Source organism: Pseudomonas sp. P4_B4 (genome assembly GCF_056402255.1).
In genome coordinates this window covers 18,181-33,558 of the sequence record NZ_JBFUHS010000010.1, presented here as the reverse complement: position 1 = coordinate 33,558, position 15,378 = coordinate 18,181, and the positions used below count along the sequence as shown (strand labels likewise).

The window sequence follows — 15,378 nt, the reverse complement described above, 5'->3', positions numbered from 1 at the left end:
GTTGTTTGACACACCGCCTTCGCGAGCAAGTCGGATCGCCGCACCGCCGCTCCCACAATTGTTCTTGCTTCGCACTTCTAACCTTATGCGCATTCGGTATTTCTCAAGCGTGTCATAACCTCACTAAGATCACGTCATAACTCGTTATAACAAGTGATCTGCCATGACCGATAACGTTCTATCCATCAGCAGCGTCCCGTTGCACACCCAGCTGCGAGACGTGCTGCGCACCCGCATCCTCGACGGCGAATACCCCCAAGACAGCCAGATGCCTTCCGAAAGCGAACTTGGCGCGTTGTTCAAGGTCAGCCGCATCACGGTGCGCCAGGCCTTGGGTGACCTGCAAAAGGAAGGGCTGATCTTCAAGATCCACGGCAAGGGCACCTTCGTCGCCAAGCCGAAAACCTTCCAGAACGTCAGCACCCTGCAAGGCCTGGCCGAGTCCATGACTGGTCGCGGCTATGAGGTGATCAACCGCCTGCGCAGCTTCAAGTTCATTGCCGCCGAAAAGCTCGTCGCCGAGCGTTTGCAGGTGGCCGAAGGCGAGGTCGTGGCGCAGATCAAACGGGTGCGCCTGATCAATCGCGAGCCGATTTCCCTGGAAATCACTTACCTGCCCAAGGCCGTTGGTGAGCGCCTGGAAAAAGCCGACCTGGTCACCCGCGACATTTTCCAGATCCTGGAAAACGACTGCGGCCTGGCCCTGGGGCACGCCGACCTGGCCATCGATGCGGTACTGGCCGACAGCGACCTGACTCGGGCGCTGAACGTCGAACCCGGCTCGCCGATCATGCGCATCGAACGCTTGACCCACGATGTCGAGGGTCGTCCGCTGGACTTCGAACACCTTTACTACCGTGGCGATGCCTTCCAGTACCGCCTGCGGATCGACCGGCAAAAAGGGGAGCAGGCATGACGCGCAGCACGTTGGAGCAGGAATACGACATCGTTGTCATTGGTGGCGGCACCGCCGGCCCCATGGCCGCGATCAAGGCCAAGGAACGCAACCGCGACCTGCGGGTGTTGTTGATCGACAAGGCCAACGTAAAGCGCAGCGGTGCGATCAGCATGGGCATGGACGGCCTGAATAACGCGATCATTCCCGGCCACTCGACGCCGGAGCAGTACACCAAGGAAATCACCATCGCCAACGACGGCATCGTCAATCAGGCCGCGGTGTACGCCTATGCCACCCACAGCTTCGAGACCATCGAGCAACTGGACCGCTGGGGAGTGAAATTCGAGAAGGACGAAACCGGCGACTACGCGGTGAAAAAGGTCCACCACATGGGCGCTTATGTGTTGCCGATGCCGGAAGGGCACGACATCAAAAAGGTTCTGTACCGCCAGCTCAAGCGCGCACGGGTGAGCATCACCAATCGCCTGGTCTGCACCCGATTGCTGACGGATGAAGAGGGCGCGGTCAACGGCGTGATGGGCTTTGATTGCCGAACCGCTGACTTCCATGTGATCAAGGCCAAGGCGGTGATCCTCGCCTGCGGTGCCGCCGGACGCCTGGGGTTGCCGTCTTCGGGCTACCTGATGGGCACCTACGAAAACCCGACCAATGCCGGCGACGGCTACTCGATGGCCTACCACGCCGGGGCCGAGCTGGCGAACCTGGAATGCTTCCAGATCAACCCGTTGATCAAGGATTACAACGGCCCGGCCTGCGCCTACGTCACCGGCCCCTTGGGTGGCTACACCGCCAACAACAAGGGCGAACGCTTCATCGAGTGCGACTACTGGAGCGGGCAGATGATGTGGGAATTCCACCAGGAGCTGGAAAGCGGCAATGGCCCGGTGTTCCTCAAACTCGATCACCTGGCCGAGGAAACCATCCAGAACATCGAAGAGATCCTGCACAGCAACGAGCGTCCGAGTCGCGGCCAGTTCCACGCCAATCGCGGCACCGACTACCGCACGCAGATGGTCGAGATGCACATCTCGGAAATCGGCTTTTGCAGCGGGCATTCGGCCTCGGGGGTGTGGGTCAACGAGAAGGCCGAGACCTCGGTCAAGGGCTTGTACTCGGCGGGGGACATGGCTGCCGTGCCGCACAACTACATGCTCGGCGCGTTCACCTATGGCTGGTTCGCTGGCCACAACGCAGCGGATTTTGTCGCCGGGCGCGAGTTTTCAGCGCTGGATGCCCGGCAGATCGAAACCGAAAAACAGCGGGTTTACGCACCGCTGGACCGTGAACACGGCCTGCCACCGGCCCAGGTCGAATACAAGCTGCGACGCTTCGTCAACGACTACCTGCAACCGCCGAAAGTGACCAAGAAGATGCAGATCGGCCTGCAACGCTTCAGCGACATCCAGCGCGATCTCGACCAGATCAAGGCCCACAACGCCCACGAGCTGATGCGCGCCATGGAAGTCAGCATGATCCGCGACTGCGCCGAAATGGCCGCCCGCGCTTCATTGTTTCGCGCCGAAAGCCGCTGGGGGCTTTACCACCATCGCGTCGATCACCCGCAACGCAACGACCGCGACTGGTTCTGCCATTGCCACCTGAAGAAAGACGAAAACGGTTTGATGAGCAGTTTCAAGAAAGCCGTCGAGCCTTACATCATCCCGCTGGATGCCGACGAGATGCAGGCTTACGACCGGTTGCGGGTCGGTGCCGATGCGGCTTGATACCGACAACAAAAGAGAGACCGAACATGGCTTACCAACCCCAGGAAATCTTCTTCCGCTCCAACGCACCCGTCACGGTCGATGAGGACAAATGCATCGCCCACAAAGGCTGCACCGTGTGCGTCGACGTCTGCCCGATGGACCTGCTGGCGATCAACCCGGCCACGCAAAAGGCCTACATGGCGTTCGATGAATGCTGGTACTGCATGCCCTGTGAAAAGGACTGCCCGACGGGCGCTGTGAAAGTCGAGATCCCGTACCTGCTGCGCTGAAATACTGTCCATGTGGGAGCGGGCTTGCTCGCGAAGAGGCCAGCCCAGACAACAAAACGCCATCCGGCACCACCGGACGCCTGATTCAAGACACCCCTCGTTTCCCACCGCGCCCTGATCGTGGCGGAGACGAACATCCAATAAATGATTCGAGGGGAAACACTCATGATGTTGCGTGCAGCTTTGGCCGGTCTGGTACTGGCTTCATTCACCCTGTCGGCCTCGGCCGAAACCATCCGCATTGCCATCGGCACCCAGGACACCACCATCAACTGCGCCGCCGGCGGATTGTTGATTCGCGAACTCGGGCTGCTGGAAAAATACCTGCCCCACGATGGCCCCTACAAAGACGCCCAATACGAGGTGCAGTGGAAAAACTTCACCAGCGGCGCCCCCCTGACCAACGAAATGGTGGCCGGCAAACTCGACTTCGGCGCCATGGCCGATTTCCCCGGCGCGTTCAACGGCGTGGCGTTCGAAACGGCGGGCAAGCACAGCCTGTTCATCAGCGTGCTGTCGGGCAGTATCAAGGGCAGCGGCAACGGCATCGTGGTGCCAAGCGCATCGGGCGTGCAGTCGCTGGCAGAGCTCAAGGGCAAGACCATTTCCGTGCCGTTCGCTTCCACCGCCCACGGCATGCTGCTGCGCGCCGTCGCGGCCCAGGGCTGGGACCCGCTCAAGGACGTGAACATCATTGCCCAGCCGCCGGAAGTCGCCGGCTCCGCGTTGCAGGCCGGCAAGATCGATGCTCACGCTGACTTCGTGCCATTCGCCGAACTGTTCCCCAGCCGTGGTTTCGCCCGCAAGATTTATGACGGTTCCCAGGCCAACGCGCCGACCTTCCACGGTGCGCTGGTCGATCAGGCCTATGCGAAGAAGTACCCGGAAATCGTCGTCGCTTACCTGCGGGCGAGTATCGAAGCCAACCAGCTGCTGGCGGCTGAGCCGGAGAAGTACAGCGAATTGATCGCCAAGGTCACCGGGGTCGATGCCGAGGTCAATTACCTGTTCCATGGCCCCCTCGGTGTGCAGACCCGCGACCTGAGCTGGAAGCCGGAATACCGTCAGGCCGTGGGCACAGCCATCGATACCCTCAAGTTGTTGAAGAAGGCCGATCGCGGTCTGGATCTCAACACCTTCATCGACGACCAATACATCCGCGCCGCCTTCAAGGCCTCGAACCTGGACTACAGCGCGCAACTGGCCAGTTACGGGCAGACGCCGCTCAAGGCCGTCGATGCCACCAGCGGCAAAGCCATCACCGACTTCAGCCATGTGGCGGAAATCTGGGTGCGCGGCGAGCCGAAAGTCCGTCAGTACGCCTCGGCGCAAGCGGCGTTTGCCGCGCTGGCCAGCCTCAAGCAGGAAGGCAAGAGCATCCGCGCGGTGTACGCCCAGGCCAGCGACAGCGGGATCAAGCTGCTGGCGGATCAGGCGTGGTTTGCCACCGATGGCAAAGGGCAACTGAGTGCGTTCCTGCTCAAAGGTCAGGCCCAACAGTTCGCCACGGCCCAGGGCGGCAAGGTCCTCGACTTCACTGATGCCACTGCGCAGGCCGTGGCGGTTCGCTAACAGTCGTAACACCGCAATCCCCTGTGGGAGCGGGCTTGCTCGCGAATGCGGTTCAACATTCAACATCTGAGTTGACTGAAACACCGCTTTCGCGAGCAAGCCCGCTTGTGTCTAGATCCAGGGTTGAGAGGAATAATTGTGTACCGATCATATTCACGCTGGATCCCAAGAGCCGCATCCTTGCTGCTCTGCCTCGTATTCTGGCAACTCGCCGCCAGCCACCACTGGAACCTCGGCCTGGTGACCTTCGCCAATGTCCCGACACCCGTGGCGGTCATTGAAGCCGCCCTCGGCCTCGGCGACTCGGGCAAGCTCGCGCAGCACCTGGGCAGCAGCCTCGGCCGGGTATTCGCCGGTTACCTCGCGGCGCTGATCATCGGCGTGGCCCTGGGCCTGGCCATCGGCCGCTCGAAATGGGCCGAAGATCTGTTGCTGCCGCCCTTGGAAGTGCTGCGCCCGATCCCGGCGGTGGCGTGGATTCCCCTGGCGATCCTGATGTTTCCCTCGTCGGAACTGTCGATGGTGTTCATCACCTTCACTGGTGCACTGTTCCCGATCCTGCTCAACACCGTGCATGGCGTCGAAGGCGTCGACCCACGGCTGATCGCCTCGGCGAAAAGCCTCGGGGCAGGGCGCCGGGCAATCCTGCTGGAGGTCGTTCTGCCGGGTGCCGCGCCCAGCATCATCACCGGCCTGGCCATCGGCATGGGCACTTCGTGGTTCTGCCTGGTGACGGCGGAAATGATCTCCGGTCAATTCGGCATCGGCTATTACACCTGGGAGTCCTACACCATCCAGAACTACGCCGACATCGTGGTCGGCATGTTGCTGATCGGCGTGCTCGGGATGGGCAGCAGCCTGTTGATCAAGCGTCTGGGCGGGCTGTTCACGCCCTGGCATCGACCACGAGGAAAAGCCTGATGAGCGTTTTTCAACACATGGAAGGGCGTATCGATGTTCGCGGGCTGTCGATCAGCCTGGGTGAGGGGGCCGCGGCTTTCGAAGCGGTACAGGGCCTTGATTGCCAGATCGAACCGGGACAGTTCGTGTGCATTCTCGGGCCGTCCGGTTGCGGCAAGTCCACCTTGCTCGGCGCCCTGGCCGGCCACCTGCAACCGCGTACCGGCACCTTGAATGTGGATGGCGCGCCGGTTTCGGGGCCATCGCCGCAACGCGGCATGGTGTTCCAGCAGCACACCCTGTTTCCGTGGCGCACGGTGCGTGACAACGTGGCGTTCGGCTTGAAAATGCGCGGTGTCGGCAAGCTCGAACGGCACAAGGCGGCGGATGAAATCCTTGCGCTGGTAGGCCTCGAAGGTTTTGCCGGGCGCTGGCCCGATCAGCTCTCCGGCGGCATGCAGCAGCGAGTGGAAATCGCCAGGGTGCTGGTCAATCGACCGCGCCTGTTGCTGATGGACGAACCCTTCGGTGCCCTCGACGCCCTGACCCGGTTGAACATGCAGGAACTGCTGCTGGACATCTGGACGCGCATCCGCACCACCGTGGTGTTTGTCACCCATGACATCGACGAAGCGCTGTTCCTCGCCGATCGCCTGCTGGTCATGAGCTCGCGCCCCGGGCGAATCATCGAAGACCTGCGCCTGGATTTCCCCAGGCCGCGCAGCACGGAACTGGTGACCCGCCCTGAATTCTCGCACCTCAAGCGCCATTGCCTCGAACTCCTGCGGCACGAAGACGGTCGGCAACTGCCACGCCTGAACCCGCTCGGACTTCCCCCTGAAAACAAACTGCCGCGATTTGCCCTATGACCTCACTATTCGAAGTAACCGATAACGACGACATTCTTGCCCTGCAACCGCGCTTGACCGATGACGATCCCGGTGTGCGCCGGATCGCACTGATCGAGTTGGCCGATCTTGAGGAGCCGGACGGCCTGCTGTGGTTGATCGATCGACTGGCCGAAGACCCGATTGCAGACGTTCGCGCCGAAGCCGCGCGGTTGCTGGAAGCCTGGGAGGACGAGCCGGTGGTTGAGGCACTGTGCCAGGCCCTGACGGATCCATCCCCGGCGGTGCAGGTGGCCGCTGCGCAAAGCCTCAGCCTGCTCAAGAGTGAAGCGGCGGGCCGGGTCATTCTGCCGTGGACCGGGCACGCCGACAGCGGCGTACGCATTGCCGCGTTCAGGGCGTTGCGCGAGTTGCGTTGCCCCGATGCCGCCGATGCGGCGGCCCGGGCACTGGACGATGAAAGCGCCAGCGTGCGCCGCGAGGCAGTGGGCGTGCTCGGCTGGCTCAAGCAACTCGATGCCTTGCCGGCACTGGCGCGGCTGGCCAGCGCTGACCCGGACACCGACGTGCGACGCGCCGCCACCGGGGCGCTGGGCCTGGCGTCTGACGCACAAGTGCTGCCGGCCCTGCGCCAGGCCTTGCGCGACGATGCCTGGCAAGTCCGCGAAGAAGCCGCCACCACCCTGGGCAAGGTCGGCCACCTCGACGCCGGCCCGGCCCTGATCGACGCCTTGGGCGACGATTACTGGCAAGTGCGCCTGCGCGCCACCCGCAGCCTCGGTCGCTTGCGTTTTGTACCTGCCCTGGACGCACTGATCGACACCCTCGGCCACCGCATCAGCAACCTGCGCAAGGAAGCCGCCTTGGCCCTCGGCGAATTGAACGACCCACGGGCCATTGCGGCATTGCAGGACGCACAAGACGACGGCGACCCTGAAGTGCGCAAGGCCGTGCGCATTGCCTTGAGCCAACTGCAATGAACCCGCTGGCGATTGGCAATTCCCGCAGCAAACAGCAGTTGCGCCTGAATTGGCCGGATGGTCGCAAACAGGTGTTCGAACACGCCGAATTGCGTCGCCAGTGCCCGTGCTCGCAGTGCCGGGCGTTTCGGCTGCGAGGGATGGCGCCGATGGTGGATGAGCGGGTTCAGGTGATCGAGTTGCACTCGCAGGGGTATGGACTGCAACTGGTGTTCAGCGATGGGCATGAGCGGGGGATTTATCCGTGGGCTTATCTTGCTGGGCTTACCGACTGAATCGAATCCTTTTCCTCATCGGGAGTTGTCGCAGTCTGCGGCAGCTCCCCCGTGTGCGCTTCCAGTTGCTTATGTTGCGAATACAGGTTCAGTAACGGCTCGGATAAACGCATCGTCCACAGTCTTTACGCCATACCGATGCATGAACTCACTACCATTGGCAAAGCGATTGAAGCGTTGCTGGCTAATCATATAAAAATAATCACAATGGTTAATTACCTCATCAACATTGTGCGAGGAAACCAGAATAGCTGTGCCCTCCCTGGCGGCGCCGCGAAGGCATTGCCAAATATAGCGACGAAATTCTGGATCTACACCGGCAGTAGGTTCGTCGAGAATCACGAAGTCTGCAGAAATTGAAAGAAGAGATAGAGTAAAGAACCAGCGTGTCTCTCCGTAGCTGCATAGCGATGATTTTTTGTTCCATATGTCTTGGTATCGATCGACTATCGCAGGGCTCCACGCACTTAGTTTTTTCAGGGTTTTATCTTGTGTCATAGGCTCGCTTGATGACAGCGCAGTCACCATTTTAAAGATGTCACGCATGCGCAACGGTGGGGGAGTGGAGATGATTTGAGAAAGGTATAAAAAGTGACTGAAGTCGTTTTTTATGAAACCGGACTTTGCTTTTTTAAGGTCACAGACGATATCGAAAAAAGTTGTTTTTCCAGATCCATTTGGTCCCAGAATGCCGACAATGTCGCCTTGAGCAACCTCAAGAGATGCTTGGGTCAAGAGGGGGTTGTCTGTATAGGAGAAATCGATGCTCTGCGCCGTGAATTTTTTCATCAGTATCGGCTCCATACGGGATTGATTCTCAGGTGCTTGAACGTTCTGTGCAGTACTGAAATAAATAAAAGAATTATTGCTGTCGTGATGAGTTTGTTGGATTCAAGATCTTGTTCCATTATCTGGCTTGCAAGTGTCAGTGGGTTTGCGAGGTTCAAAGTGTCGGTGATGGGGTTTGATCTGCTGGCACTCATTACTCCGAGGATCAACATGCAGAACGAGAAAATGGAAAGCAAAGTGTTCGAGTTCTGAAAGTTGATCGGCAACAATGAAAATGCAGCCCCAAAAGTGCAAAACATGATAAAACAGATGTAAAAGCGTAGTGCGATATTCAGTAATTCATTGAAGGCATAGTTTCCAAATGGGAGTTTGGTCGTTAAGTAAAAGGTTGCGCAATAAGATATCGATATTAACGAGTAGGCAATGAAGTGCGACAAAAGAAAAATCAGTTTCGATTCCTTGGAGTAAATAAAGGAACGGGTGAATCCGCTTTCCCTTCTTCCGATTATGTAAAAGGCGAATCCGAATAATGCGACACTTGAAGAGATGTAGGCATAAAACCATGCCGAAATCGTAATGTAGTTACTCGAAAAATAGTTGGGGTCTTGTCTGGTTATTGCAAAAAAATAGAACATCGCACAAGGTGATATCATGATCCAGAAAAAAGCGATGGGTTCTTTTAATTGTTCTTTTATGAATATTGACGTTAGGGAGAAAACTCTGGGTAAAATATTTTTAGTCATTGAGTGTCACTTTTTCAGGCTTGTTGTTTTTTATTTTGCTTTTATTTGTGGGGCGCTTGGCATTAAGTGGTGCTGCAAGGATTAGTTGATTTTACTGTTGGATGCAAGCGAGAGGATTTTGTGTCGTAGGGGGATTCCTGCATGTTTTTAAGATGCGTCCTGCATGATGTTAGGAACCTTAGTGGCTTGGTTTTGCTTTGGTGTGGATAGTTTCTAGCGTGGAACTGTGGAATTCCTTTTTGAAACTGTGTTTTAGTTTTCGGCAAGTAGAAATGATCTTGCTGTGTTGAGTAGAATATTTCTGTAGGAGTAAATGTGCGTTTTGTACTTTTTTTATGGATTTTTATTTTCTAGAGATGCTAATTTTTTAGAAAGGCGACGAACGGTAGGCCTTATTTTTTGATCGTCCGTTTTGTTCGAGTAAGGAGTGCTTGGTTTTACGTCTGCGGGCTATCGAGTTGCACACCAGGAGGATGGCCTGCTCTGGCACAACTCACCCCTGTAGGAGCGAGCCTGCTCGCGATAGCAGACTGACATTCAATATCGATGTTGACTGTGCTGGCCTTATCGCGAGCAGGCTCGCTCCTACACGGTCCTTGCCAGGAAAAAGCCAAAAGAGTACAAATGTACTCCATGACGACTCTGACTCCCCGCCGTACCGCCATCCTGACCTTTATCCGCGATCGCATCGCCGAGCACGGTCAGCCTCCGAGCCTCGCTGAAATCAGTGAGGCGTTCGGTTTCGCCTCCCGCAGTGTGGCGCGCAAGCATGTGCTGGCGCTGACCGAAGCCGGGTTTATCGAGGTCAACCCGAATCAGGCCCGGGGCATTCGCCTGCTCGGGCAGCCGCCGCGTCCCGAGTTGCTGGACATCCCGGTACTCGGCCGGGTGGCGGCTGGTGCGCCCATCGGTGCCGATGCCGAGGTGCACAGCCGCTTGCTGCTCGATCCTTCGATCTTCTCGCGGGTGCCGGACTACATGTTGCGGGTCCGGGGTGATTCGATGATCGAGGACGGGATCCTCGACGGCGACCTGGTGGGCGTGCACCGCAGCCCCGAGGCCGTTAATGGCCAGATCGTCGTGGCGCGACTCGATGGCGAAGTCACCATCAAGCGCTTCGAGCGTGTCGGCGATGTGGTTCGCCTGCTGCCACGCAACCCGGCCTACCAGCCGATCATTGTCGAGGCCGACCGGGACCTGGCCATCGAAGGCGTGTTCTGTGGCCTGGTGAGGCAAGGCTGATGGGCGCCGTCGTTGCGCTGGATACGCTGTTCAATGGCGGCCAGGTCTGGAAGGGCCGGCCTGCGCCACCGGCTGCCAGCCCGCAACCCACCGGGCATGCCGCGCTGGACGCCGCATTGCCCAGCGGTGGCTGGCCGGAGGCGGCGTTGACGGAAATCCTGTTGGCCGGGCAGGGCGTGGGCGAGTTGCAACTGGTGTGGCCGACGCTGGCACGGCTGTCGGCGGCGGGCGAACGCATCGTGCTGGTGGCGCCGCCTTATGTGCCGTATCCCCAGGCGTGGCAGGGCGCCGGAGTGGATCTGCGTCAGTTGTCGATCATCCAGGCCAGCGAGCGCGATGCGCTGTGGGCTGCGGAACAATGCCTGCGTTCGGGCAGTTGCGGCGCGGTGCTGTGCTGGCCGCACAAGGCCGATGACCGCGCCTTGCGTCGCTTGCAGGTGGCGGCGGAAACCGGCCAGACCCTGGCCTTCGCCTATCGTCCCCTCGGTGAAGCGATCAACCCTTCGCCGGCGGCCCTGCGCATTGCCATCGATGCCCGACCGGCGCAACTGCGCGTGCTCAAGTGCCGCGGCGGCCTGGCCCGTTCGGCGCCGATTGCCTTCGCCGTGGGGCATTGAGGTTGCCATGCGCTGGGTCTGCATTGTTTTCCCGCAATTGGCGCTGGACGCGGTACTGCGTCAGCGCGCCGATCCCGAAGAACCCCTGGCGTTGCTGACCGGCCCGGCCCAGCGCCGGGTGCTGCAGGCCGTCAACGGTGCGGCGCGGGCGCTGGGTTTGCGTCCCGGCCAGTCCATGAGCGCGGCACAGGCCTTGAGCAAAGGCTTTGTCACGGCCGAATACGACGCCGCTGAGATCGAACACTGGCAGCAGTTTCTCGCCGCCTGGGCCTATCGCTTCAGTTCCCAGGTCAGCGTGCATTACCCCCGGGCCGTGGTGTTCGAGATCGAATCCAGCCTCGGCTTGTTCGGCGCCTGGCCGCAATTCGAAGCGCTTTTGCGCCGTGAGCTCGGCGAACTGGGGTTTCGGCACCGCATCGTGGCCGCGCCCAACCCGGTGGCGGCGCGGGTGCTGGCCAACGCCTATGACGGTCTGGTGGTCCCGGACGATCAAGCCTTGCAGCATCACCTGGGGCAAATGCCCGTTGACCGGATCGGCTTGGAAGCACCGGTCGCCACGGCCTTGTCGCGCATGGGCTTGCGCACCTTGAGCCAAGTGCAGGCGCTGCCCCGGCATAGCCTGGCCCGGCGTTTCGAGGCCCAGGTGCTCAAGCATCTGGATGCCCTGTCGGGGTTGCGGCGGCTGGCGCTGGCGTTCTACCTGCCGCCGGACCGCTTCGATGTGCGCATCGAGCTCAATTTCGATGTGCAGTCCCATCAAGCCTTGCTGTTTCCGTTGCGCCGGTTGACCGGCGACCTGTCGGCATTCCTCAGCGGTCGCGACAGCGGCGTACAGCGTTTCGACCTGCATCTGGAACACGCCGGGTTGCCGGATACGCTCATCAAGGTCGGCTTGCTCAGCGCCGAGCGCGATCCGGCGATGCTCTTCGAACTGGCCCGGGGACGGCTGGAGCAAGTCCAGGTCGAGGCGCCGGTGCGCGGCTTTCGCCTGCGCGCCGAGGATTTGCCGACCTTCGTGCCCCAGCATCAGGAACTGTTCGACGATCGCCCGCAGCAGTCCTTGCCCTGGGAGCAACTGCGCGAACGCCTGCGTGCACGGCTGGGGGATGACGCGGTGCATGGCTTGCGCTTCCAGGCCGATCACCGCCCCGAGTGTGCGTGGCAGGCCAGTGCCGACAGCCAGCCTTGCGCGGTGCCGGCCGCGGTGAAACGGCCGGGCTGGCTGCTGACTGAACCGCTGGCGGTGCATCAGGGCTCGGCGCGCATCCTCATGGGGCCGGAGCGTATCGAGTCCGGCTGGTGGGACGGCGACGACGTACGCCGTGACTATTACCTGATCGAAACCCGTGCCGGCCAACAGGGCTGGGCCTACCGGGCGGTCGGTGAGGACGGCCCGCTGTGGTTGCAGGGCTGGTTCGCATGAGCAGCGAATATGCCGAATTGCACTGCCTGTCGAACTTCAGCTTCCAGCGCGGTGCCTCCAGTGCCCTCGAGCTGTTCCAGCGCGCGAAAAAGCAGGGTTATCAAGCCCTGGCGATCACCGACGAATGCACCCTGGCGGGCATCGTTCGCGCCTGGCAAGCGGCGAAGTCCGTGGAGTTGCCGCTGATCATCGGCAGTGAAATACGCATCGAGAACGGTCCGAAACTGGTGCTGCTGGTAGAGAGCCTCGAGGGCTATCAGGCGCTGTGCCGATTGATCACCCGCGCCCGGCGCCGCACGCAGAAAGGCCAGTATCAGGTGTTACGCGAAGACTTCAGCGAACCGTTGCCGGGATTGCTGGCGTTGTGGGTGCCGGACGCTGTCGATGCCTTTGAACAGGGCCGCTGGCTCAAACAGGTCTTCGCCGAGCGCCTGTGGCTGGCGGTGCAGTTGCATCGCGGCCAGGACGATGCCCGGCGCCTGAACGATCTGCTGAGCCTGGCCAGGGAGTTGCGCATTGCGCCTGTGGCCAGTGGCGATGTGCACATGCACGCGCGCGGCCGGCGCGCCTTGCAGGACACCATGACCGCGATCCGTCATCACCTGCCGGTGGCCGATGCCGGGTTGCGCCTGCACCCCAACGGCGAACGCCATCTGCGCAGCCTCGACGTGATGCAGGCACTTTATCCGCCAGACTTGCTGGCAGAAACGCTGAACATCGCCCGGCGCTGCACCTTTGATCTTGGTCAGTTGCGTTACCAGTACCCCCGCGAACTGGTGCCGCAAGGGTACTCGGCCACCTCGTGGCTGCGTCATTTGACCGAGGAAGGCATCGAGTGGCGCTGGCCAAAAGGGCCGAAAAGCGAAGTGCTGGTGCAGATCGACAAGGAGCTGCAACTGATCGCGGAGTTGGGCTATGAAAGCTATTTCCTGACGGTCCACGACATCGTCCGCTTTGCGCGCACCCAGCACATTCTGTGTCAGGGGCGCGGCTCGGCCGCCAACTCGGCGGTGTGCTTTGCCTTGGGCATCACCGAAATCGACCCGGATCGCACCACACTGTTGTTCGAGCGTTTTCTCTCCAAAGAGCGCAATGAGCCGCCGGACATCGACGTCGATTTTGAACATGAACGCCGCGAAGAAGTCTTGCAGTACGTGTTCCAGCGTTATGGCCGGGCCCGGGCCGCATTGACGGCGGTGGTCAGCACTTACCACGCCGCCGGTGCGGTGCGCGATGTGGCCAAGGCCTTGGGCTTGCCGCCGGACCAGATCAACGCCCTGGCCGATTGCTGCGGTCACTGGAGCGATGAAACACCGCCCGTGGAGCGTCTGCGCGAGGGCGGGTTCGACCCCGAGAGCCCGTTGCTGCACCGGGTGCTGAGCCTGACAGGACAACTGATCGGCTTCCCCCGGCATTTGTCCCAGCACCCCGGCGGTTTCGTGATTTCCGAGCAGCCGCTGGACAGTCTGGTGCCGGTGGAAAATGCCGCCATGGCCGAGCGCACCATCATCCAGTGGGACAAGGATGACCTCGATGCAGTGGGTCTGCTCAAGGTCGATATCCTGGCGCTGGGCATGCTCAGTGCGATTCGCCGATGTTTCGATCTTCTGCGCAGGCATCGGGGCCTGGACCTGAGTCTGGCGACCATCCCGTCCGAAGACGCGGCCACCTACGAAATGATCGGTCGGGCCGACACCATTGGCGTGTTCCAGATCGAGTCCCGGGCGCAAATGTCGATGCTGCCGAGGCTCAGGCCGAAGACGTTTTACGATCTGGTGATCGAGGTCGCCATCGTTCGGCCGGGGCCGATCCAGGGCGGCATGGTGCACCCGTACCTGCGGCGACGGAACAAGGAAGAACCGGAGGCCTATCCGTCGCCGGAACTGGAAGTGGTGCTCAAGCGCACCCTCGGCGTGCCGCTGTTTCAGGAACAGGTGATGCAGATCGCCATCGTCGCCGCCGACTACAGCCCCGGCGAGGCCGACCAGCTACGTCGCTCCATGGCCGCGTGGAAACGCCACGGCGGGCTAGAACCGCACAAGGAACGGCTGGCCGCCGGGATGAAGAAAAACGGCTACACCGCCGAGTTCGCCGCGCAGATTTTCGAGCAGATCAAGGGCTTTGGCAGCTACGGCTTTCCCGAGTCCCACGCGGCCAGTTTTGCCTTGCTGACCTACGCCAGCTGCTGGTTGAAATGCCACGAGCCGGCGGCCTTCGCCTGTGCGCTGATCAACAGTTGGCCGATGGGGTTCTACAGCCCGGACCAGATTCTGCAGGACGTTCGGCGTCATCATTTGCAGGTTCGTCCAGTGGACGTGCGTGCCAGTGACTGGGATTGCAGCCTGGAGCCGATCGCCGGTGCGCAACCGGCGATTCGCTTGGGGCTACGCATGATCAAGGGTTTTCGCGAGGACGATGCCCGACGCATCGAGGCGGCACGCTCCAAAGGCGCGTTTGCCGACATCACCGACCTAGGCGAGCGGGCGCGACTCGATGCCCGCGCCCAGGAGCAGTTGGCCGATGCCGGCGCGTTGCGTGGCCTGGCCGGCGACCGGCATCGGGCACGCTGGGAAGTGGCCGGGGTACAAAAGCAGCTGGGCCTGTTTGCCGGCCTGCCGAGCCAGGAGGAGGACGTGGTGTCGTTGCCAAAGCCCACCGTGGGCGAGGACCTGCAAGCCGATTACGCCAGTGTCGGCACCACCCTCGGGCCACATCCGTTGGCCCTGTTGCGTGGTGAGTTGAAGGCGCGGCGCTGCCGCAGTTCGAAGGAGTTGCTGGACGTCGAGCACGGTCGGCCGGTCAGCATCGCCGGGCTGGTCACCGGCCGACAACGCCCGGCCACCGCCAGCGGCGTGACGTTCGTCACCCTTGAGGACGAGTTCGGCAACGTCAACGTGGTGGTGTGGCGCGACCTGGCCGAGCGGCAGCGCCAGGTGTTGGTCGGCTCGCAGTTGCTCAAGGTCGATGGGCGCTGGGAGAAGGAGGGCGAGGTCCGGCATCTGATTGCCGGACGCTTGAGTGACCTGAGTTCGTTGCTCGATGGCATCAGTGTACGGAGCCGGGACTTTCATTGA

The 15,378-nt window shown here is 60.9% G+C and carries 14 protein-coding genes; 13 read left to right on the top strand and 1 reads right to left on the bottom strand.

From position 1 onward, the window contains the following. The first annotated feature begins 163 nt into the window (after positions 1–163). The 8 genes from AC1DVE_RS13050 (at position 164) to AC1DVE_RS13015 (ending at position 7,490) form a co-directional block, all read left to right on the top strand. On the top strand, positions 164–916 hold the full coding sequence (locus AC1DVE_RS13050) for a GntR family transcriptional regulator (protein ID WP_223456968.1): 753 nt from the start codon (positions 164–166) through the stop codon (positions 914–916). Continuing rightward, positions 913–2,643 (top strand): fumarate reductase/succinate dehydrogenase flavoprotein subunit, encoded by a 1,731-nt coding sequence (locus tag AC1DVE_RS13045; protein WP_223532154.1) that lies wholly within the window; start codon positions 913–915, stop codon positions 2,641–2,643. The genes AC1DVE_RS13050 and AC1DVE_RS13045 overlap by 4 nt, the downstream gene beginning before the upstream one ends. 26 nt (positions 2,644–2,669) lie before the next feature. After that, on the top strand, positions 2,670–2,915 hold the full coding sequence (locus AC1DVE_RS13040) for a 4Fe-4S dicluster domain-containing protein (RefSeq protein WP_003180418.1): 246 nt from the start codon (positions 2,670–2,672) through the stop codon (positions 2,913–2,915). 165 nt (positions 2,916–3,080) lie between these two features. Then, positions 3,081–4,487 carry an ABC transporter substrate-binding protein gene (locus AC1DVE_RS13035; RefSeq protein ID WP_223456964.1) on the top strand — a complete coding sequence of 469 codons (1,407 nt, stop codon included), beginning with the start codon at positions 3,081–3,083 and terminating at the stop codon, positions 4,485–4,487. Positions 4,488–4,625: 138 nt separating this feature from the next. Continuing rightward, the gene (locus AC1DVE_RS13030) at positions 4,626–5,408 is read left to right on the top strand and encodes an ABC transporter permease (protein ID WP_150755759.1); all 783 of its coding nucleotides are present in this window, start codon (positions 4,626–4,628) and stop codon (positions 5,406–5,408) included. Continuing rightward, on the top strand, positions 5,408–6,256 hold the full coding sequence (locus AC1DVE_RS13025) for an ABC transporter ATP-binding protein (protein ID WP_223456962.1): 849 nt from the start codon (positions 5,408–5,410) through the stop codon (positions 6,254–6,256). Before AC1DVE_RS13030 ends, AC1DVE_RS13025 begins: the two co-directional genes overlap by 1 nt. Further along, a complete protein-coding gene (locus tag AC1DVE_RS13020) occupies positions 6,253–7,215 on the top strand; it encodes a HEAT repeat domain-containing protein (protein WP_223456960.1) in 963 nt (320 codons plus the stop codon). Before AC1DVE_RS13025 ends, AC1DVE_RS13020 begins: the two co-directional genes overlap by 4 nt. Next, positions 7,212–7,490, top strand: a complete 279-nt coding sequence (locus tag AC1DVE_RS13015) for a DUF971 domain-containing protein (RefSeq protein ID WP_223456958.1) — start codon at positions 7,212–7,214, stop codon at positions 7,488–7,490. The genes AC1DVE_RS13020 and AC1DVE_RS13015 overlap by 4 nt, the downstream gene beginning before the upstream one ends. A 69-nt stretch (positions 7,491–7,559) precedes the next feature. On the opposite strand, the gene AC1DVE_RS13010 is transcribed toward AC1DVE_RS13015, so the two are convergent. Continuing rightward, the gene (locus AC1DVE_RS13010) at positions 7,560–8,279 is read right to left on the bottom strand and encodes an AAA family ATPase (protein WP_223456957.1); all 720 of its coding nucleotides are present in this window, start codon (positions 8,277–8,279) and stop codon (positions 7,560–7,562) included. Between the two features lie 651 nt (positions 8,280–8,930). On the opposite strand from AC1DVE_RS13010, the gene AC1DVE_RS13005 reads away from it, so the two are divergent. The 5 genes from AC1DVE_RS13005 to AC1DVE_RS12985 all read left to right on the top strand — a co-directional run bounded on the left by AC1DVE_RS13005 (position 8,931) and on the right by AC1DVE_RS12985 (position 15,378). Further along, positions 8,931–9,107, top strand: coding sequence for a hypothetical protein (locus tag AC1DVE_RS13005; protein ID WP_223456955.1), 177 nt, complete (start codon positions 8,931–8,933; stop codon positions 9,105–9,107). Between the two features lie 539 nt (positions 9,108–9,646). Further along, on the top strand, positions 9,647–10,264 hold the full coding sequence (gene lexA, locus AC1DVE_RS13000) for a transcriptional repressor LexA (RefSeq protein ID WP_046038528.1): 618 nt from the start codon (positions 9,647–9,649) through the stop codon (positions 10,262–10,264). Then, positions 10,264–10,881 (top strand): translesion DNA synthesis-associated protein ImuA, encoded by a 618-nt coding sequence (gene imuA / locus AC1DVE_RS12995; protein ID WP_056724376.1) that lies wholly within the window; start codon positions 10,264–10,266, stop codon positions 10,879–10,881. Before lexA ends, imuA begins: the two co-directional genes overlap by 1 nt. A 7-nt stretch (positions 10,882–10,888) precedes the next feature. Next, positions 10,889–12,304 carry a Y-family DNA polymerase gene (locus tag AC1DVE_RS12990; RefSeq protein ID WP_223456953.1) on the top strand — a complete coding sequence of 472 codons (1,416 nt, stop codon included), beginning with the start codon at positions 10,889–10,891 and terminating at the stop codon, positions 12,302–12,304. Beyond that, the gene (locus AC1DVE_RS12985) at positions 12,280–15,378 is read left to right on the top strand and encodes an error-prone DNA polymerase (RefSeq protein WP_223456951.1); all 3,099 of its coding nucleotides are present in this window, start codon (positions 12,280–12,282) and stop codon (positions 15,376–15,378) included. Before AC1DVE_RS12990 ends, AC1DVE_RS12985 begins: the two co-directional genes overlap by 25 nt.